We start from the raw sequence: 19558 nt of genomic DNA, 5'->3' as shown, positions 1-19558 counted from the left end.
TAATATGGAATTAATTCTTTCAATAGGAGAATAACATCATGAAAAGATTTGTTTTTGTTTGTATCTGCATTGCTTGTTTGCTGCCGATTAATGCTTTTGCCGCATCGATTACCGATCATTTTGATTCACCGCAAAATGAGGAATGGTACAGTTACCATAATTTAAAATTATCCGTTACTAATGCCGCCGTAGACTTCGGGTGGTCATCCGCCCCCGATGCTACGGCTTTATCTATTACCAGTCCTGCAAATACAGGCATCGCTCTTTATGCGGTATCCGGTGCTCAAAAATTAACCGTTTCTATCTACAGCACCAATTCTACAATTGCAACAAAGAATGGTGAAATTTATCAGCTTGGCTACGTTAACGGCTGCGATTTATCGCAATTCTACCGCACAAAATTGTCGAAAGACGGCAGAAACATCTACATAAACACCCCAAACAAAGGCTGGCAGAAAATGTACCGTGCGATGAATGGTTTCTTTGTTTTTGCACCGCTTAATGCGTCTGTAGGCGAAACCACAGATTATGGCGTTTCGGTTTTCTGCTCAACGGATAATAAATCTTTTCGTGCGGTTTCGTCCTCCCTCCTATCCGTTCGCAGTGCCCTAAGCGAAAACGGTGATAACTGCTGTTACTACGAAACCTACTCATGCCCAGTACCCGCGGGTACAAACTACATTCGTTTGGAACTTCGTGAAATGCGTTCCTTTCCCGATGAAGACGGAGCGATTATCAACAATACCGCCTCCGGCAGCCTGCGTTTTGCACAGGTAAGTTTTATCGGCGACGTAGCAAAAGGCAGTTTTACCGCACCCAGTGTGCCCGAACCCCAGCCGTCTTCCTCATCCTCTTCTTCACCGCTGCCGTCGTCTTCTTCCTCCGATCCCGATTTGCAAAGCTCAAACCCCAACGACAACAGCAGTAAAGATTCGGGTAAATCGTCTTCGAAGCCGAAAATTAAAAAGAAAACTCACGCCACATATACAACGCGGACAGAAAGCAAGAGCAAGTCTTCGGCTTCGTCCTCATCAAGTTCATCAAAAAAATACAAGTCGTCCTCTATATCCTCCAACTCGGTCTCTTCTTCCTCATCCGCAAAATCAACTGCTGTACTTACTCCGTCCGAAACACCCAATGCACCCACTCCCGCAATGTTGCCGGAAGGCTCTGCCCCCGGTAACAACGATAAAAAAATTTTTTGGGGCGGAATTTACATTGTGCTTGCTGTATTTGCTTTAGCATTTCTTGCAAAGAGAAAATAGGTTTGTTTCAGGTCTGCTAATGATTTGTTTACAAATTCATAGTATACTGTATATAGGTGGCAGAATGTCTTCTGCAGCAAAAAAATGAAGGAGTAAATCCTGATGAATTTGGCTGAAACAAGCTATAGCAATCCAACACAAGATATCATTTTAAATTCCACTGTTGTTTGTGTTACCAATCAGCGGCAATGCGAACGGCTCATTAAAGCAGGGCGAGTCATCGCCGATATCTCTAAAACCGATCTTACTGTAATAAGCGTTATAAATCCTCAAAACATGAAAAAAGAATCGGACGCACTGGAATATCTCTTTGAAGTATCTAAGCAAAACAACGCAGTGATGTCCATCCAATATTCTACAGATGCACTCAAATCCATTGCCGATTTTATCCGTGAAAACAAGGCAATCAACGTTGTAACCGGTATGCGCGAAGGTGAAAATTCGATATTGCCTAAACTGTGGACACGTTTTGAAAATGCCAGTTTTTTCTCCGTCACACTTGACGGCGAAGTGTTGCCGGCAATGACAGAAAACAGACTGTAACTATATTCTCTGAGGAGGAGTAACAGAATGGGTTATAACACAGAATCAATCAGCTACCCAAGCGCAAACGGAACTGATACCGTCTTTGCCAAGCTGTTTATTCCGACAGATACCGATCTTAAGGCGATTGTACAAATTTCGCACGGCATGTGCGAGTATATTGACCGTTACCGAAATTTTGCAGAATATTTGTGCGGAAAGGGCTACATGGTTTGCGGAAATGACCATATCGGTCACCGCCACTCTGCCGCAGACACTGCCTCTTTGGGCTTTTTTTCTGAGAAAGAAGGGTACAGTCATTTAATTACGGATGTAAGTACCCTTACAAGGCAAATGAAAGAGCGCTACCCCGGGGTGCCTTATTTTTTACTTGGGCACTCGATGGGTTCGTTTATTGCACGCTGCTGCCTTGCCGATTTTGGTGAGGAATACAATGGGGCAATTATCAGCGGAACAGCAGGCCCAAACCCTTTTTGCGGCACTGCTATAAAACTGGCAACCCTGCTGTGTAAAATGCAAGGCGCAAAAAAGCCCGGCAAACTACTCGATAATATTACGTTTGGCAATTACAACGACCGTTTTGAAAAACGAACAAGCAAAGACTGGCTGTCGCGCGATCATGCCGTTGTGGACGCTTACCTCGCCGACTCTTATTGTAATTTTATGTTTACAAATGCCGCATTTCGTGACCTGTTCATGTTAAACCATCTTGTCAATCGAGCGGCATGGGCGAAAAATCTCCCCAAAGATTTGCCGATTTTCATTTTTTCGGGTGAAGATGATCCGGTTGGAGATTACGGTGCAGGGGTGCAAAAAGTGTATGAAATGATTAAGCAAGAGGGGCTGTTTGATGTTGCCCTTAAGCTTTACAAAGGCGGAAGGCATGAAATGCTGAATGAACTCAACCGCAGCGAAGTTTATGAAGATGTATATGAATGGATTAAACGCAAAATATAGTGCCAGTTCCTGTGCCGGACAATGAACATACAAATGTTTTTACGAATGCCATTCGCTTTTCAGTGAGTGGCATTTTTATTGTAATTTTTACCATTTTATGATAAGCTTTAGAAAGTGCAGCATTAGGAGTGATGACATGAAGAAGATAATCAAATTTCTCTTTAGCAGAATGGTTATTGTAGGGCTGCTGATTGCGGTTCAGCTTGCATTTATCGTTGTTCTGATTTTATCCCTCAGCGAAAAATGGGTTTATGTTTTTTGGGGGCTTCAAGTTGCCAGCCTCTTTGTCGTTCTATGGATTATTTCAAAAACAGACAACCCCTCTTACAAATTAGCTTGGTGTATCTCTATTCTTCTGCTGCCATTGTTCGGGGGATTGTTCTACTTGATGTTCGGTAACAAAAGCCTGAACAAAAAACTAAAAACTAAAATTGCCGATTACGCATACGATCAGTACCATCACTTTGATGAAAATGAAAAAATTCACAGCGAACTGCAGGAGTACAATCCTCTGCTTTACCGCCAGTCGGAATATATTACGCGCATTTCGGGCTTTCCTGCATGCAAAAATACCGAGGCTTCGTATTTTCCGCTCGGAGAAGATAAGTGGGTTGTTTTGCTGCAAGAACTTAAAAAAGCAAAAAAGTTCATTTTTATGGAGTATTTTATCGTTCGGCAGGGTAAGATGTGGGACCCTGTATATGAAATTTTAAAACAAAAATCCGCTGAGGGCGTTGAAGTAAAATTTATGTACGATGACCTGGGTTCAATACAAACCCTCCCCACTGGTTACGATAAAATTATGCGCAAAGCAGGCATTGAGGTAACGGTATTTAATCCGTTTCGCCCGCGCCTTACCAGCGCAATGAACTACCGCGACCATCGAAAAATTACTGTGATTGACGGCAATGTAGGCTTTTGCGGGGGGATTAACCTTGCCGATGAATATATTAATGCTTACGAAAAACACGGCCACTGGAAAGATACTGCCGTGGTTTTGCGGGGGGAAGCAGTACGCAACTTAACCCTGATGTTTATCCACCTTTGGGAGTTCAGCAACGATATCAGCATCGATTTAGACCGTTATATGCCAACCGAAAGATATGAAAGTGACGGATATATTCAGCCGTTTGGCGACAGCCCCATTGATGACTATAATGTAGCTGAAAATGCTTATATGCAAATGATTAACTGTGCAAAAAAATACGTCTACATCACTTCACCTTATCTAATACTGGATAATGAGATGATTACAGCACTTTGCCTTGCTGCACAAAGCGGCATAGACGTGCGTATTATTACCCCTCACATAGCGGACAAGTGGTATGTTCATATGGTAACACAATCCTACTATGCCCAGCTCATACAGTCCGGCGTAAAGATTTATGAATATACCCCCGGATTTATCCATGCAAAAATGTTTGTATGTGATGATGAGATTGCCATTGTAGGCACTACCAACATGGATTACCGAAGCTTTTACCTGCACTTTGAATGCGGTGTTTCGTTTTATCGCTCATCCATAGTGGGAGAGGTAAAACGAGATATTCTCAACACCATTGCTATTTCGCAAGAAATCACGCTTGAAGCGTCTCGAGGCATTAAGCGGCGATTTCGTCTCACGCGTTCTATACTGCGTGGATTTGCCCCCTTGATGTAGCATGTTATTCAGATTATATTGGACAGGACGTTTCTGCAATTGAAACGTCCTGTTTTTTTGTTCTGTTTGCCTTTTATCCTTGTACACCTATGCAAGTTGTGCTATGATAAAATTTGTAATTTCTACGCTGCTGTACCTATTGGTATTGCTGCGCTTTTTTGGGCTAAAACCTCCGCTTTTCGGACAAGCCTGAGAAAGGAAAAATTGGAAAGGGGAATTTTTATGGAAGCAATACAGGTTGGATTTTTATCCCTTTTGCCTCCCATCATTGCCATCAGCCTTGCACTTATCACCAAAGAGGTCATCTCATCGCTGATGATCGGTATTCTATCGGGTACATTGATTTATTCACTGAACACAGGGCTTAACCCGATTGTAGGCACGGTAGACACCACTTTTAAACTTATGGCAAGCAAAATCGATATGAACATCCTTTTGTTCCTTGCTTTGCTTGGTGCCCTGGTTGCGGTGGTTACCATGGCAGGCGGCTCACGCGCGTATGGCCAGTGGGCAAGCAGCAAACTAAAAAGCAAACGCTCGGCGTTGCTTGCAACCTCAGCACTGGGTGCACTTATTTTTATTGATGACTACTTCAACTGCCTCACTGTTGGCACTGTTATGAAGCCTGTTACCGATAAATACAATATTTCGCGGGCAAAACTGGCTTATATCATTGACGCGACGGCTGCCCCCATTTGCATCATCGCTCCTATATCAAGCTGGGCTGCTGCAATTGGCTCCAATCTGCGGGTTACCAATGCATTCGACAGCGACCTTGCCGCATTCGTATCCACCATTCCTTACAATTTATACGCTATTTTATCAATCGTTATGGTTGTTGCACTATCTGTATCCAATCTGGACTTTGGACCAATGGAAAAGGCAGAATTGAAAGCCCAAAAAGGCGACCTTGGTGCCATTGATGCTGACATACAGCAAAACACAAAAATTTCTGATAAGGGAAGAGTTTATGATATGCTCATCCCCATTTGTGCGCTGATTGTATTTTCTATTTTGGCTATGCTTTACAACGGCGGTTTTTGGGGCAACGACCCTGCCATTGCCGGGAATATCGCTGCCGCGTTCGGCAATTGTGTAGCGGCAGAAGCACTGGTGCTCGGCGGTTTTGCCGCGCTGTTGGTAGCATTTGTTTTGTTTGTACCGCGTAAAGTAGTTTCTTTCCGTGAGTTTATGGACGGCATTACCGAAGGTGCAAAATCCATGATTCCGGCAGATATCATCTTAATTTTGGCTTGGACCATCAGCGGTGTTTGCCGTGATTTGCTCTCTACCGGCGATTATGTTAAAGGCATTGTAGAAAACAGCAGTATGCCTGCGGCACTTATCCCCGCACTCATCTTCGCTATTGCAGCATTTCTTTCGTTTGCAATGGGCACCGCATGGGGCACATTCGGTATCCTCATCCCCATTGTTGTACCTGTATGCACAGCAATTGCGCCGGAACTCATGGTAGTCTCGCTTTCTGCAACGCTGGCAGGTTCGGTATTCGGCGACCATTGCTCGCCCATATCCGATACAACCATTCTATCCTCTACCGGTGCAAGCGTAGACCATATCGAGCATGTATCAACCCAAATGCCCTATGCGCTAACGGTAGCGGTATGCTGCTTCTTCGGCTATTTGGTTGCAGGCTTTACCCAAGCCAATGTATGGCTTACTGTGGGATTTTCCGTAATCCTGTTAATGGTTGCTCTGGTTGTTCTTCATAAACTTTCGTTGAAGAAAATTACAGCCCAAGCATAGTACTTTTTAAAAACAAAACCCCGATACCGCTGGTATCGGGGTTTTGTTTTATGCCATTGTTCTTTAGATATCATAAATATTGTGTGCCACTTGCTGCATGATGGTGCTCACTGCCACATAATAATCTCCGCAACGAGCATTCTGCATTATATAAGACGGTACTGTATGCTTACTTTTGCAGCCTGCCAAAAGTGCAAGAACAAGTGCGGTGGTTATAATAACTATTTTATACATACTATCTACTCCCGTGTAAATAATGCTTTATCCCTTAGATGCATAGGGTACTATAGTTCCTGCCGTATTCAAATCATCACCCATACCATTTTTATAACGGTTTGCAAGCTCTTGAGGCATCTTATTCTCCGGCAAATACAACAAAAGCGCGTTCTTACTGTCACCGTATTGAAAATACAACTGATAATCGTTATTTGAAATAGACCCATTGTTTCTTGCCAATTCATAAAGCTGCTCAACAACAGCTCGGTCATCGTCTACGACAAACCACGTATCGTCGCTATATTCGTTGCTAAACACTTCATCCCCATCCATCATTTGATTAACGGGGTTTGCATAAAAATAGATGGTTTCACTGTTCATACCCATATATTTAGAGTTTTGCGTGCTGATACCCACTTTAGAAAGCTTGCTTTTATCTATTTCCATCGCCTTATAAAAGCTGTTGCTCTTCAGCCATGCAATCGTATTGGTATGCTGCTCGGTAATAAGGATGGTGCTGTTACTGGGTATCTCAGTCATTTCTTTAATTTTACTTTCATCTGCAATCAAATGGATGTAGCCAACAGCATCATAGGTCTGGTTTAAGATATCCTTTATTTGCTCGTTGAGTGTATCATTTTGCAAAGCATCCAACAGCTGTTTTTGCTGCTCATCGGTGAGATTTTCAAACGCATTGCCCAACCCCAAACGATTCATAATGTCAATGCCTTTGAGCTGCCCAGCCTTAAGCAAAAACGAAGGATTTGTTTGGCGCTTAAACTCCTCTAAATCTTCTAACCCGCTCAACATAATTGCAGTGTCGGTAGGGCACTCGGTATACAAACGAGTTACTGTTTTTCCGTCTTTTAGGTGATAGGCAATCTGAGGGCGAATGTTGGTTTGGCTGTACCAATCATTATCAATACCATCGCGTGCTTTGAGTTCATTCACCAATTCGGCGTGCATCTTGCGTACAAGCTCAATCGCCTCGGGTGATGTCAGCTTTACGCTGTCTTTCGTATTAGAAGAATAGTACTCGTCTGTCGTATATTTTATCATACCATTTTTATCGTAAAGGTAGCGATATCCGTAACGCCCGTTGTAGTTTATACTAACACTTTCTATCTTGTCGGCAGCAGGTATGCGTGTTTCGTACCCCAACCCACCGGTTAAAAACACTGCAACATATCCAACTGTAAGCCCTACCGAAATAGCCATGTGTACAAATGCCTTCGGAAAGGTTTTAAAGCCTCTTGCCGCAATTGCTTCAAATACAGCAAATGCAATGCATCCTCCTATAAAAGCACCTACCCAAAACATCGTCCTGCTGTTAAAGCTGGAATGCAGCAGCAACCCAAAAATTATACCAAAAACAAAGGTGACTATATATTGAACAATACAGTTTAGGGCAGATGACGAAGTGGTGCGGCCCGCAAGCTCGCTTTTGCGGCGCACATAAAGCAAATTTGCCACAAAGTATAATGCAACGGTAATTACTGCCCAAATAACAATTGCCCAAGAATAAAATGCAAGTCTTGAAGAAGCGGTGATGCTTACCATATCTTCATAGCTGTAAGCCCCCGCTGTCACCCGGTACATCATCACCGTAAACGGCGAAAGTGCCAACAAGTTTGTATCGTTCATCAATCCTGTGCTCCAACGCCCCGTAAAACCCAGCAGTAAATTTTCTGCTGCCGTTTTTGCAAAAAACAAGATTACAGGATACATCCCGCAAAACGCAAGTGAAAACATCACGGTATCAAAACTGTTGCCTGCCTGCACCGCAATCACCGCGGTAATGGTAAACACTGCCGTAACCACTACAAGCCAACCCAAAAGCTCTGTAAAAATGCGTGCGGGTGAGTAGAGCCATTCAAGTATTGTAGCAGATCCCGCCCCGGCAATCGCAACTACAAAAAAACTCACAATCAGCGGTATCCAAATCAGCGTGATGCCCGCAAGATAATTTGCGGTAAACAGCGTTTGGCGCTTCATTGGCAATGCATGAAAAACGTCGGTAGAATTTTTGTTGTGCAGATATGAAAAGATCGTTATACCGAACACAATTGGAATAATAGCGCAGATAATCGGTACCGATAACATCGATACGCTATTGTAAACACCCGCATACCCCTGAAGATGATGAATGGGATAAAAAACATCTTCCATAGGGCGCATAGTTGCCAGTGTAATAATGTACATTAAAGGGAACAATGCGAATAAAAGCAAAGCATAAAATATGCCAAGCGGTGCCCCTCTGCGGAGGGCACCCAGATACATGCTGCGAAACTTATTCTGATTAGAACAAGATGTTGCTGTAGTCATAGCCAACCGCCTCCATTTCATGTATAAACACTTCCTCCAATGTAAGCGGAATGGTTTCCACAAACAGAGGGGACATTTTTTCTATATATTCAAGGATTTCATCCCGTTTGCCGCGCGCTATCAAGTTTACCAAACTGCCGCGTGTGTCAAACTGTAAAAGGTCAAGCCCCGAAAACGCTGTTTTTTCGGGCAAAGGCTTAAATGCACATTGCACCTTAAAAAAGCCCAGCTTCAGGTCATCAATATCTCTCTGGAATAATATTTTGCCGTGATGCAATACACCCACCTGGTCGCACAAATCCTCTAGCTCACGCAGATTATGTGACGAAATGATGACGGTAATGCCACGGTTTGCAACCTCATCGGCAAGTATTTTGCGAACCAAACCGCGGATAACAGGGTCTAAACCATCGAATGCTTCGTCCAACAGTAAAATTTCCGGTCTGGTAGAGAGCGCCAAAATCACCGCTACCTGCCGCTGCATTCCCTTTGAAAATGTATTGATGCGCTTGTTTGCATTTACCGGGAAGGTGACGCAAAGCTGATTATAAATTTTTTGCGACCAATTTGTGTATAGCCCACTATAAAATTTTGCCATTTGGTTCATAGTATAATTAGAGAAAAAAAACAGCTCATCGGCAAGAAAGAAAATTTTATCTTTTACTTGGCTGTTTTCAAAAACCGGCTGCCCGTCTACTTGTATGCTGCCTTCGTCTGCGTGGTATACGCCTGCAATCAGGCGCAAAAATGTAGATTTACCCGCGCCGTTGCTGCCCACCAGCCCATAAATAGAGCCTGCTGTAATTTCTGTGGTGAGGCTGGCAAGTGCGACGTTGTCATCGAACCGTTTGGTCAGGTTGGTTGCTTTAATCATGCTTTTTCTCCTCCCTGTAAGCTTCGTTTACACAGCAAAGCACATCCTCTTTTGCTATCCCTGCCAATTTTGCCCCCCGCAGGGCATCTTTCAGCACGTCTTTAGCCTGCCGAATAATCGAATTACTCTGTTGTGCAAAATCTGCAATAAAGCTGCCTTTTCCGGTAATTGAGTAGACAATCCCGTCACGCTCCAGCTCTTGATATGCCTTTTGCACAGTATTGGGGTTTACGCCAAGGTCTCTCGCCAAACTGCGTACACTAGGCAGCTGTTCATCGGTTTGAAGTACGCCCAGCATTACCAATTCGGTAATCTTATTTTTCATCTGTTCGTAAATTGGTATGCGGCTTTGGAGCTCCAAAACAAACACATCTATACCCCTTTCTGCAAATACTTGCTGTTCGATAGAAATAGTTTAACATTCGTTTGCCGGTTTATCCGGCTGTATTAACCGTATTAGTTCATCTAGTACAGTAATACAATAGCACATTCTTGCTGTTTTTGCAATGGGCATTGGTATTAAATTTAAATATGGTGATGATTTGCTGTATTTACAGAGTCTTACAATAAAATGCACATCTGTTTTATGTTTCTTAACGGACTCTTAATTGAATTTTTTCGCTGTTTATATTATACTAAAGCAGATTGTTATTTTTATCGACTTTGTACGGGATTGATCTCGTACTGCAAATAAATCGTATCTAAACCGGATAGCTGAGCACAAGTGCGGTCAACCTTGTGTGTAGAATCTGTCAAGGTTTAGCTGAAGAGAGAGTGGTATTTATGAGGAAGACTAAAATCATTTGCACATTGGGCCCCGCTACCGAAACAGAAGAGCGCATCCGCGATCTCATCCTTGCAGGCATGGATGTTGCAAGGTTTAACTTTTCGCACGGAAGCTATGAAGAACACCTGAAAAAGCTGAATATTCTGCGTGCGCTTCGTGAAGAACTGCACATGCCCATTGCTGCATTGCTCGATACAAAAGGCCCTGAAATTCGCCTTGGCAAATTTAAAGGCGGCATTGCCGAACTTAAAAAAGGAGAACTGTTCACCCTTACCACCAACGAAATTGAGGGGGATAGCTCCAGGGCAACCATCACTTTTAAAGGTTTGCCCAGCGACGTAGATGCCGGTACCAAAATTTTACTGGATGACGGTTTGATTGAGCTTAAAGTTGTCAGCGTAGAAGGCGGGACAGAAATCATTTGTAAAATCGTCAACGGCGGTACCATCAGCAACACCAAAGGTGTAAATGTACCGGGTGTTTGTTTGTCACTCCCCTATATCAGCGAAAAAGACCGTGCCGATATCCTTTGGGGTATCGAGCAGGAGTTCGATTTTATGGCGGCATCGTTTACCCGTACCGCAGAAGATATTCTTGAAATACGCAAAATATTGGATAGCAAAAACTGCCACAGCGTGCGTATCATTGCCAAAATAGAAAACGCTGAAGGTGTTGCTAATATAGACGAAATTCTTCGTGTTTCTGACGGTGTTATGATTGCACGCGGAGACATGGGCGTAGAAATACCTTTTGAAGAAGTACCAGTAGTGCAAAAACTGCTGATTAAAAAAGCGTATTCCGCCGGCAAGCAGGTCATCACCGCTACCCAAATGCTGGATAGTATGATGAAGAACCCGCGCCCAACCCGAGCAGAGGCAACCGATGTTGCGAATGCTATTTACGACGGCACCAGCGCAATTATGCTTTCCGGCGAAACAGCAGCAGGCGCATATCCCATTGAGGCGGTTAAAACCATGGCTCGTATTGCCGTACGCGCTGAAGATGATATTGATTACCGCGGGAGATTTTTCAAACGTGAAATGAATACACGCCAAGGTGTAACAAACGCAATTTCGCACGCAACCTGCACCACCGCATACGACCTTGGTGCTGCCGCTATCATTACCGTAACCAAATCGGGCAAAACAGCCAAGATGATTTCAAAATACCGCCCCGAAATGCCCATTATCAGCGGCACAACCAGCCCCACCGTATACCGCCAGATGAACCTGTCTTGGGGTGTTATCCCCATTCTAATGGAGGAGAAAGAATCTACCGACGAGCTCTTTCAGCATGCCGTTGATGTGGCACAGGGCAACAACCTTGTAAAAAGCGGAGACATTGTTGTAATTACAGCCGGCGTACCTTTGGGTATTTCCGGCACCACCAACCTGCTTAAGGTGCACATGGTTGGCGATGTACTTGTAACAGGGCAGGGTGTAAACTGCCTTAGGGCATTTGGCAACATCTGTGTTGCAAGGAATGAAGAAGAAGCATTGACCAACTTTAAGCAAAGTGATATATTGGTTATACCGCAAACCTCCAACAATATTTTATCTCTTTTAAAAAAAGCATCCGGTATCGTCACCGAGGCAGGCGGGTTGAATTCCCACGCCGCCATAGTCGGTCTTACGCTGGATATCCCTGTACTTGTTGGAGCAAGCCATGCTACTGATATTTTGAAATCCGGCACGGCGGTAACGATTGATGCGGCAAGAGGCATTGTTTGCAATTCTCCGCTCAAAGCTTAATCGCATAGGCAGCGTGTATACTTTACATTGGAGGTACCCATATGAACAAACGCACACGAATTCTTTGCCTTGTTTTTGCAGCAGTCATGCTCTTGTCTTTTGCGTCCTGCTCTAAAAAAACAGATGCAAGCTCACAGGGTGAAACACCCGTAAGCACCTACACTTTTTATAACCCGTTAACAGAGCCGGCTTATATTGCCAACGACAACACCCCCGTAGAACCGGATAAAACCAAGGTGGAAAAAATCAACGAATATAAGGCAAAAAACAAAGAGACAGTGGGTTGGCTAACTATTCCGGGCACCCTTATCGACGATATTGTTTTTCAAGACCCCAACGGAAATGAAAAATATATGCGTCTGGATAATAATGGCAAATGGGCTTTGGAGGGCTGCTTTTTTGCAGATTACCGCATTGCCACCCAAAACCGTGCATCACTGGGCAAAAATACAATCATCTACGGCCATAACCTGAATGATGATAAAAAGAACGGTGTGCGTTTTGCGCAGCTGATGAACTACACCGACCTCGAGTATGCAAAAGCACATCCTTACATTCATTTCACCACCGCTGAAGATGAAATGGTGTTTAAAGTGTTTGCTGCATTTTATACCGAAACTGCTTTCGATTACATCAAAACAAAATTCAACGATGTTACCCAGTTTACCGATTTGGTAAAAGAAGCAAGAACTCGTTCTGAGCATAATTTTGATGTAAACGTCACCGCAAGCGACAAGATTATTACGCTTTCTACCTGTACTTACAAATTCGGCGGTGTAAGCAATAAGCAGCAGCGTTTTGTTGTAATGGGCAGACTGCTCCATACCGGCGAAAAAGATACCGACCCGGTTAACGCTGTAAAAAACCCATCCCCAAAAGCACCTAAATTTAAATAAAGCAAATTATAAAAAGGCGGGCATCCGAATGGATGCCCGCCTTTTTGCATTTTGTTTTTATATTCCCTGTAATCTGCAACGAGGCATTGTTGCTATGCAATCTAAAATCTGCTGTTTGGTGGGCATAGCAGGGATTGCCCCTTTTTGTGTAGTAGCAAGCGAACCCGCAGCATTTGCAAAATCCATCAACTCCGTCATATCCTGCGCAGTGTAGTCATCAAGCTCTTTATTATTCTTAATCATCCAGTAAAGGCAGGCACCCCAAAACGCGTCTCCTGCTCCCGTGGTGTCCACACAGGCTACATCAAAGGTTTGGGCACGGAAGATACCGTTTTTGCAGCGGCAAATGCAGCCATTGGCACCCAGCGTAACTGCAAGCAGCTTGAGGTTGTATTTTTCAAACAGTATTTCCATCGCTTGCTCTACATCACTAACACCTGCCAGAACAATCAGTTCCTCATCCGATACCTTTACCGCATCCGCATACTGCATTCCCTTGAGCATTACTTCTTTTGCCTCTTGCAGGCTGTTCCACAAGGGTTCGCGCAGGTTTGGGTCGTAAGCCACCATTAAGCCTTGCCTGTGCGCGTATTCTGCTGCTTTTAGTGTTGCGGTGCGCGACGGTTCTTTAGACATAGAAACAGAACCGAAGTGAAAAATTTTTGCTTTTGTAATTTCGTTGTAATCAAGTTCATGCTCTTCCAACATCACATCGGCGGTGCGGTTACGGTAAAACGCAAAACTTCTGTTACCGGTATCGTCGAGAGTAACAAAAGCAAGTGTAGTGGGGTACTCATCCGTCACAATCATTTTGCGGGTATCAATGCCCGCTTTTTCTAAGGTATCTTTGAGAAAATCCCCAAATCCATCCTGCCCAATTTTGCTAATAAAGGCTGTTTTCAGCCCCAGCCGCGATGCCATTGCCAGCACATTTGCAGGTGCACCTCCCGCATTGCCCTCCAGCAAAAGCTTGTTTTCCCCTTTATCTTTGCGCGATACAAAATCAATCAGGCATTCGCCGATAGCAACTACATCGTATTTTAAAACATCAGTATTCATATTTCATCTGCTTTCTTGCATAGCTGTAACCTATTGCATATTTTGCATTCATGTTATTTGATTTGCATTTGTTTGTCAATGCTGCTTATACAGAATAAAAAAAGAGGACGCCGAAGCGTCCCCATATGAGTAGATATTTTGCAGATTATTTACGTTTGCGAGCAACCACGATGCCTGCAGCTGCAACAGCAGCCATAGCTACAGCAAGACCAACAAAATTGTTAGCGCCTGTGTCGGGGTTTTTCTCAGCGCCATTGGAGTTGGAACCGTTGGAGCTGGAACCGTTAGAGTTAAAGCTGTCATCTACAACTGTATTATCTTTAATCTCTTTGTTTGTGATAACAAATCTGCCGAGTTGTTTTGTTTTAAGGGTCAAAACTTCATCGTCTTTGTTGATTGTAGCTGCAACTTTGGTGAGTTTGCCGCCCAAGTATCTGTATACAAAGAAGTTGCCTGCATAAAGATCCATATCATCGGATACATCGATTTTCAAAGTACCGGTTGTACGGAACTCGGGGCCTGCAGGGAAAGAGATGAATTTGAATTCTTGATCTTGGAATTTCTCAATGATCGCGTCGATTTCGTCTGTATTGGATACCAAGTTGATATCTTTCATACCGTTTACGCGGACAGTGAATTCCCAGTCGCCGTTTGCAAAAGTAACTTCCTTACCGTCTGCAAGTTTGTTGAGCTCGTCAAAGTTATCTTTTGTGATTACGGGAGCAGAAGGGTCTACAACAACATAATCGGGGTTTTTAAGTGCATTTTCGTCGATTGCTTTGTAGCCAACTTTGAAGTTCAAAGCTGCTGCATCAAATTTAGCGTCGGTATTTTTTTTGTCAATAACACTTACTGTGTAAGAAACATCAGCAATTGTGGTAGGCCAGCCAGCTTTTGTTTTAACTGCAAGGCTGTAAACAGATTTGTGTTTTTCTACTTTCATGCTTTCGATAGAAGATTTGCCCTCTTCGTTTGCAAAGTAGAATTTGTAGTTGCTGAACTGTTCGGATGTAAGAGCCTCGGAAGCGGTGCCGCCTGCAGCGGTGTATTTTACAGGGAAGTAGTATGTTTTGCCGGGGGTAAGAGTGGTGTCTTTGTTAAGCTCAACGCCGTCAGCATCTTTATCAAAAGAAATGCTGGGGTTTGCAGCAGGTGTATTATTGTCAGGTGTCTCAGCGATTGCAGTAACCGCGAGGCTAGCAGCTGTTGTCAGAGCAAGAATCATAGCAATGATCTTTTTCATTTTTTTTCCTCCTGAATTATTATGCAGCTCTCAGCACAACGAAGTTCAGTGTTATGCTTGGCTTGTTTTTCATTATAGATGTGAAAAGGTTATAAAGCAAGAGGTTTTTGTTACCAATTTGTAATTTTGAATTGCTAATTGTTACATATTGTAATAATTTCCATGCAGATTGTTTAAATCATGGCAATAAAAAAGAGAGTGCAACGCACTCCCTTTTACATGGTTGTATACTGTTTACTTCTTTTTGAGCGTCAGTGCCGCTGCACCTGTGCAAACTGCCATAATAGCAAAGCCGATAACGCTGCTCGCACCTGTTTCGGGGTTCTTTTCTACATCGGAAGGAACATTTTGATTGGTACTATTCTCTTTGCTGTCGCTCTTCTCCGGAACAGTCGGCTTTGATGCCGTGTTCTCCTCTTTTATTTCTTCCTCTTCGCTGCTAGTTGATGAATCCGTTTTTTCTTTAGCCGGTGCAACCGTAAAATAGAATTCGTATTCATTATCCGAGTCTATTCCCTCTAACGTTGCTCCGTTATCGGGGGTTACAGTTAAAGTAAAGGCAACCTCAACCTTTTTGCCTGTGTTATTTTCTCTGGTTTTAACCGCAATATGAGCCGCATTTCGTCCCTCAAAATCATCTTGTATGGTAAAACGCGCACTTTCAACCATGTTTTTGCCGTCGGTAACACGCAATTTAAGTTTATAATCACCAAGGTCAGATAACCTTGAAATTCTGGTGCCTTTTACTTTACCATCGATATCTGCCCTGGTAGTAAGCGGAATATATAGAGTAGATCCTGACGGAACAGGCTCACCGCCTACACCGATTGACCCCATCTCTTCTTTAGACGCGTTATACAAAAACAAATCTGAGCCCAAGCTGCCCATATCAACAACACGCGCTGCGAATGCAACAGTAGACATTCCGAGCATTACGCCAATTGCCAAAACGATTGCCAATAACTTTTTCATTGTAAATCCTCCTATATAATAGGGCTATTCCCCCAAACTATACTATTCTATATTAATTATAACGCAGGCTGGCATTATTATCAATCATTATTTCCATATTATTGTGTTATATCCTATTATCTAACGAATTCGTACTAATTTAAAAAGGGACACCGAAGTGTCCCTTTTTAATACCCTGAAAGGTTAATTATTTAGTGCGTTTTTTGAAAGAAGAAGTAGCGCCAATTGCTGCTAGAGAAACAACTGCGAGTGCTACTGCTACACCTACAACGTCATTTGCACCGGTATCGGGGTTGCCGGTTGATGTACCAGGTTTGGTTGTGGTGGTTTCAGTGGTTGAGGAAGTTTCATCTTTCGAAGAGCTCTCATCTTTTTCAGTTGTGCTCTTCAATTTTGTGTCGGAAACTACATAGTTGCCGAGTTTATTTGTAGAAATAACAAATTCTTCTGCGTTGGAATCGTAAGTTGCTTTGATTTCAGTCAGTTTGCCGTTTACGATTTCGTACAGGTACGGAGCACCCATTTTGCCGTCTTTAACTTCAATCTCGCTTGCAGGGATATAAAGCTTACCGGTTCTGCGGAAGGTTTTATTGTTGCCTTCAAACAGATGGAAATCAAGAGCAGCCTCTGGGTATTTGTCTACGATAGGTGCAGCAATGGAGCTGCCGTCGTCGTTGCTGTAGCGCAGGAACAATTCTTTCTGACCTTTTGCGTTCACTACAAAGCGAACATCATCTTTTGCTTCGTTAAAGCCGATTTCGATTTCATCGCTGTCGATGTCGTCGAAGTTGACAATTGGGGTAGAGTTAGATACAGAGATATAGTTGGTAGCATCTTTTGAACCATATTCAAAGGGTTTGTCAAAATTTATAGTTTCACTATCTTTACCATTTACTCTATATGTGCTATTCCCGTATACATAAATTTCCATTTCCACGTCAATATCGTCAGAAGAATAAACATCTTTGGTGGTAATGCTAATAAACGCCGCTTTATTATTGCTTACATTATTGTTATTTGATGCTGTATCAAATTTATCAACATTTTTAATTACAAAATCAACACCACTAATTATTTTTGCACCTTCATCAATGGAGCGTCTGAGTTTATAATTGCTCAAAGCGCTTGTCGAAGTGATGTTTCTGTTAGTTCCATTGTAATTATCATCTTGGTCCCAAACTGGAATATAATAGGTCTTACCCGGTTCATACTTTTTTGCAATTTCCATTGTTTTGCTATCAGAATCGTAGGTATACACCGTTGAATCATCAATCTTAATGTCTTCGGTTTTGCTTGCTGCAAATGCAACTGTGGTCATGCCCAGTGTAAGTGTCAGTGCGAGAACAACTGCTAACAATTTTTTCATCATTTGTACCTCCTAATAAAATAGAAATAGTTTATATTGTTTGAATACTACGTATCATAGTTTCTGGGTCTCTAGCTCCCCTACTCCTCATGAACTAGTATACGACAATCGGTAAATAATGTCAACTCTAATTTGACATTTAATTGTAACTAAATTGTAACTAATTTCAGAAACACTTGTAAGCATTCCCTTTTAATATTCCATATGATTATTATACCACCAAATATATCCTAAATATACACAAACCATTTACAAATTGTAAACAATCGAACATTTTATGAACATATTCATTTTTCTTGTGCCTTGTAAAAAAATTACCACAAGATGTGGGACTAGCTAATCGCCCCCCAACTTACGATAGTTTGTATTGACATTAGCCAAGAAATATTGTATCATTATTTAGTCGATTTCAAATAGTTTGCCGCTGTGGCGGAATCGGCAGACGCAAGGGACTTAAAATCCCTCGATGGCAACATCGTACCGGTTCAATTCCGGTCAGCGGCACCAATACCATGATTATATCACAAAAAAGTCTATGCAGTGTAGGCTCTTTTGTGGTATAACGAGATATATAATCCGAGCAGAGAATGCCCTTTACATTCTCCGCTCGGTGATTATATAAAAATTGCGCTTGTATCGTTATTATCCAGAACAACAGGATTGTTCCGTTGCTAGTCCCCACGATACAGGGAATAATATGGATTACTTGTTGACCAGACAAGCGGATTCATTGTATCTGATACCATTGATAGGTTTCACCATATTCGCAGTACCCCCTCCAAGAGAAGAACATCTTTTGCGGTGCAAATTTGTCGCTCGTACCTTTGATGCAATCTTTTTTACGGTTTTAATCCGCAGGTAGTCGTGGCGTTTGCTAGGTCGAAGATGCCAGTCCATAATTATTGACGCCGATTCTGTTGTCAATGTACCCCAACCGTGGTTTGTACGCTGGGTATTTGCTAGCGCACTTTCCGCGATACATACCGATTAGGTTCATTCGACAGGAACAAAGCAATATTCGGTATGGATTTATTTAAAATGGTCGGTAAGACCACCTTAAATCAAAACAAAAGAGCCTCCAGATGCCTACCGACGGAAGGACAGCATCTAAGAAGCTCTTGAAATCTATTCAAAACTGTGTTAAAATCACAGTATGAATACGCTCTCATAAGTCTTACAAGATGGTCTTTTCATCTTTAAGGCGCATGCGCATTGTCTGCTGTCAACAGATAGTGCGCTGTGAGGGTGTTATTTTGTTTTATAATATATATTATATCACTATAGAGCCAATATTGCAAGGATTTACCAATTAATTTGAGGGACATTTTGTCTCTCTTTTTTTATCTGAATGCCGTCGCTTTGTCCGGTGCGGCGGCGCAAGGTATCCGAGTTTATTCGCCTAATTCCTCATAAATTGCCTTGACGTAGTCTGCGCTATTGCCTATCAATGCGAGGGTTCTATTTACGTTGTGTGCATCACTTATTACGATAGCAATCTAATATGACAATCAATAAATTAATTGCGGGAAATGAGACTTTTATTGTTGTAATACAATGTTATGTGGTACACTTAATTACAAAGATGATTACGAGGTGAAAGCAGATGGCACAAATATCGTATAATGGATTGTGGAAATTACTGATAGATAAAAAATTAAAAAAAATAGAATTAAAAGACCTATCGGGAATTGGTACAACCACGCTTGCTAAATTAGGAAGAAACGAGCCTGTGAGCATGGATGTTCTGATGAAAATTTGTGATGTTTTAAAATGCACATCAAATGAAATTTTAGAAATCATACCCGATGATATTGAAAATATGGAACACATAAAAAAATAACGAATATAGAGTATACATGCCCTATATTGCTAAATGGAGG

At 42.5% G+C, this 19558-nt stretch carries 16 protein-coding genes and 1 tRNA gene; 9 read left to right on the top strand and 8 right to left on the bottom strand.

The window, feature by feature from the left end; genetic code table 11:
- The first annotated feature begins 38 nt into the window (after positions 1-38).
- The 5 genes from EDD70_RS11790 to EDD70_RS11770 all read left to right on the top strand — a co-directional run bounded on the left by EDD70_RS11790 (position 39) and on the right by EDD70_RS11770 (position 6189).
- Positions 39-1265 (top strand): hypothetical protein, encoded by a 1227-nt coding sequence (locus tag EDD70_RS11790; RefSeq protein ID WP_092755570.1) that lies wholly within the window; start codon positions 39-41, stop codon positions 1263-1265.
- A gap of 102 nt (positions 1266-1367) precedes the next feature.
- Entirely contained in the window at positions 1368-1808 is a 441-nt protein-coding gene (locus EDD70_RS11785) for an adenine nucleotide alpha hydrolase family protein (RefSeq protein ID WP_092755568.1), read from the top strand.
- 27 nt (positions 1809-1835) lie between these two features.
- Positions 1836-2765: an alpha/beta fold hydrolase gene (locus EDD70_RS11780; protein WP_092755566.1), complete on the top strand. Its 930-nt coding sequence runs from the start codon at positions 1836-1838 to the stop codon at positions 2763-2765.
- A 136-nt stretch (positions 2766-2901) separates the two neighbouring features.
- Positions 2902-4425, top strand: a complete 1524-nt coding sequence (cls, locus tag EDD70_RS11775; protein WP_092755564.1) for a cardiolipin synthase — start codon at positions 2902-2904, stop codon at positions 4423-4425.
- 222 nt (positions 4426-4647) lie between these two features.
- Positions 4648-6189 carry a Na+/H+ antiporter NhaC family protein gene (locus EDD70_RS11770; protein ID WP_092755562.1) on the top strand — a complete coding sequence of 514 codons (1542 nt, stop codon included), beginning with the start codon at positions 4648-4650 and terminating at the stop codon, positions 6187-6189.
- A gap of 63 nt (positions 6190-6252) precedes the next feature.
- Here EDD70_RS11770 and EDD70_RS14975 read toward each other — a convergent pair whose 3' ends face one another.
- From EDD70_RS14975 to EDD70_RS11755, 4 genes are read right to left on the bottom strand one after another with little or no spacing between them, the layout of a single operon-like run.
- The gene (locus tag EDD70_RS14975) at positions 6253-6423 is read right to left on the bottom strand and encodes a hypothetical protein (protein ID WP_162840912.1); all 171 of its coding nucleotides are present in this window, start codon (positions 6421-6423) and stop codon (positions 6253-6255) included.
- 27 nt (positions 6424-6450) lie between these two features.
- Positions 6451-8730, bottom strand: a complete 2280-nt coding sequence (locus EDD70_RS11765; protein WP_092755560.1) for a hypothetical protein — start codon at positions 8728-8730, stop codon at positions 6451-6453.
- Positions 8705-9604 carry an ABC transporter ATP-binding protein gene (locus EDD70_RS11760; RefSeq protein ID WP_092755558.1) on the bottom strand — a complete coding sequence of 300 codons (900 nt, stop codon included), beginning with the start codon at positions 9602-9604 and terminating at the stop codon, positions 8705-8707. The genes EDD70_RS11765 and EDD70_RS11760 overlap by 26 nt, the downstream gene beginning before the upstream one ends.
- The gene (locus EDD70_RS11755) at positions 9597-9974 is read right to left on the bottom strand and encodes a GntR family transcriptional regulator (protein WP_092755556.1); all 378 of its coding nucleotides are present in this window, start codon (positions 9972-9974) and stop codon (positions 9597-9599) included. Before EDD70_RS11755 ends, EDD70_RS11760 begins: the two co-directional genes overlap by 8 nt.
- Before the next feature lie 413 nt (positions 9975-10387).
- Here EDD70_RS11755 and pyk point away from each other — a divergent pair, with 413 nt between their 5' ends.
- Together pyk and EDD70_RS11745 are read left to right on the top strand one after the other, a co-directional pair.
- Complete coding sequence (pyk, locus tag EDD70_RS11750) at positions 10388-12142, top strand: pyruvate kinase (RefSeq protein ID WP_092755554.1); 1755 nt, start codon at positions 10388-10390, stop codon at positions 12140-12142.
- A gap of 41 nt (positions 12143-12183) precedes the next feature.
- Positions 12184-13038, top strand: a complete 855-nt coding sequence (locus EDD70_RS11745) for a class B sortase (RefSeq protein ID WP_092755552.1) — start codon at positions 12184-12186, stop codon at positions 13036-13038.
- Positions 13039-13095: 57 nt separating this feature from the next.
- On the opposite strand, the gene EDD70_RS11740 is transcribed toward EDD70_RS11745, so the two are convergent.
- From EDD70_RS11740 to EDD70_RS11725, 4 genes are all read right to left on the bottom strand, one after another.
- Entirely contained in the window at positions 13096-14097 is a 1002-nt protein-coding gene (locus EDD70_RS11740) for a carbohydrate kinase family protein (RefSeq protein ID WP_092755549.1), read from the bottom strand.
- A gap of 145 nt (positions 14098-14242) precedes the next feature.
- Positions 14243-15340 carry an NPXTG-anchored protein gene (locus EDD70_RS11735; protein WP_092755547.1) on the bottom strand — a complete coding sequence of 366 codons (1098 nt, stop codon included), beginning with the start codon at positions 15338-15340 and terminating at the stop codon, positions 14243-14245.
- A 234-nt stretch (positions 15341-15574) separates the two neighbouring features.
- Complete coding sequence (locus tag EDD70_RS11730; protein ID WP_092755545.1) at positions 15575-16312, bottom strand: hypothetical protein; 738 nt, start codon at positions 16310-16312, stop codon at positions 15575-15577.
- A 187-nt stretch (positions 16313-16499) separates the two neighbouring features.
- Positions 16500-17681: a hypothetical protein gene (locus tag EDD70_RS11725; RefSeq protein WP_123811049.1), complete on the bottom strand. Its 1182-nt coding sequence runs from the start codon at positions 17679-17681 to the stop codon at positions 16500-16502.
- A gap of 417 nt (positions 17682-18098) precedes the next feature.
- Here EDD70_RS11725 and EDD70_RS11720 point away from each other — a divergent pair.
- A tRNA-Leu gene (locus EDD70_RS11720) sits at positions 18099-18185 on the top strand.
- 1096 nt (positions 18186-19281) lie between these two features.
- Positions 19282-19518 carry a helix-turn-helix domain-containing protein gene (locus tag EDD70_RS11715; protein ID WP_092755541.1) on the top strand — a complete coding sequence of 79 codons (237 nt, stop codon included), beginning with the start codon at positions 19282-19284 and terminating at the stop codon, positions 19516-19518.
- Positions 19519-19558 lie beyond the last annotated feature (40 nt).

The organism is Hydrogenoanaerobacterium saccharovorans, assembly GCF_003814745.1.
GTDB lineage: Bacteria > Bacillota > Clostridia > Oscillospirales > Ruminococcaceae > Hydrogenoanaerobacterium > Hydrogenoanaerobacterium saccharovorans.
The sequence above is the reverse complement of the archived record's forward strand: the minus strand, read 5'-3'. Positions and strand labels throughout refer to the sequence as shown.

Bases quoted from the DNA above. Each gene is read 5' to 3' on its own strand.
- EDD70_RS11790 (WP_092755570.1), top strand. From the start codon at position 39: ATGAAAAGATTTGTTTTTGTTTGTATCTGCATTGCTTGTTTGCTGCCG.
- EDD70_RS11785 (WP_092755568.1), top strand. From the start codon at position 1,368: ATGAATTTGGCTGAAACAAGCTATAGCAATCCAACACAAGATATCATT.
- EDD70_RS11780 (WP_092755566.1), top strand. From the start codon at position 1,836: ATGGGTTATAACACAGAATCAATCAGCTACCCAAGCGCAAACGGAACT.
- cls (WP_092755564.1), top strand. From the start codon at position 2,902: ATGAAGAAGATAATCAAATTTCTCTTTAGCAGAATGGTTATTGTAGGG.
- EDD70_RS11770 (WP_092755562.1), top strand. From the start codon at position 4,648: ATGGAAGCAATACAGGTTGGATTTTTATCCCTTTTGCCTCCCATCATT.
- EDD70_RS14975 (WP_162840912.1), bottom strand. From the start codon at position 6,423: ATGTATAAAATAGTTATTATAACCACCGCACTTGTTCTTGCACTTTTG.
- EDD70_RS11765 (WP_092755560.1), bottom strand. From the start codon at position 8,730: ATGACTACAGCAACATCTTGTTCTAATCAGAATAAGTTTCGCAGCATG.
- EDD70_RS11760 (WP_092755558.1), bottom strand. From the start codon at position 9,604: ATGATTAAAGCAACCAACCTGACCAAACGGTTCGATGACAACGTCGCA.
- pyk (WP_092755554.1), top strand. From the start codon at position 10,388: ATGAGGAAGACTAAAATCATTTGCACATTGGGCCCCGCTACCGAAACA.
- EDD70_RS11745 (WP_092755552.1), top strand. From the start codon at position 12,184: ATGAACAAACGCACACGAATTCTTTGCCTTGTTTTTGCAGCAGTCATG.
- EDD70_RS11740 (WP_092755549.1), bottom strand. From the start codon at position 14,097: ATGAATACTGATGTTTTAAAATACGATGTAGTTGCTATCGGCGAATGC.
- EDD70_RS11735 (WP_092755547.1), bottom strand. From the start codon at position 15,340: ATGAAAAAGATCATTGCTATGATTCTTGCTCTGACAACAGCTGCTAGC.
- EDD70_RS11730 (WP_092755545.1), bottom strand. From the start codon at position 16,312: ATGAAAAAGTTATTGGCAATCGTTTTGGCAATTGGCGTAATGCTCGGA.
- EDD70_RS11725 (WP_123811049.1), bottom strand. From the start codon at position 17,681: ATGATGAAAAAATTGTTAGCAGTTGTTCTCGCACTGACACTTACACTG.
- EDD70_RS11715 (WP_092755541.1), top strand. From the start codon at position 19,282: ATGGCACAAATATCGTATAATGGATTGTGGAAATTACTGATAGATAAA.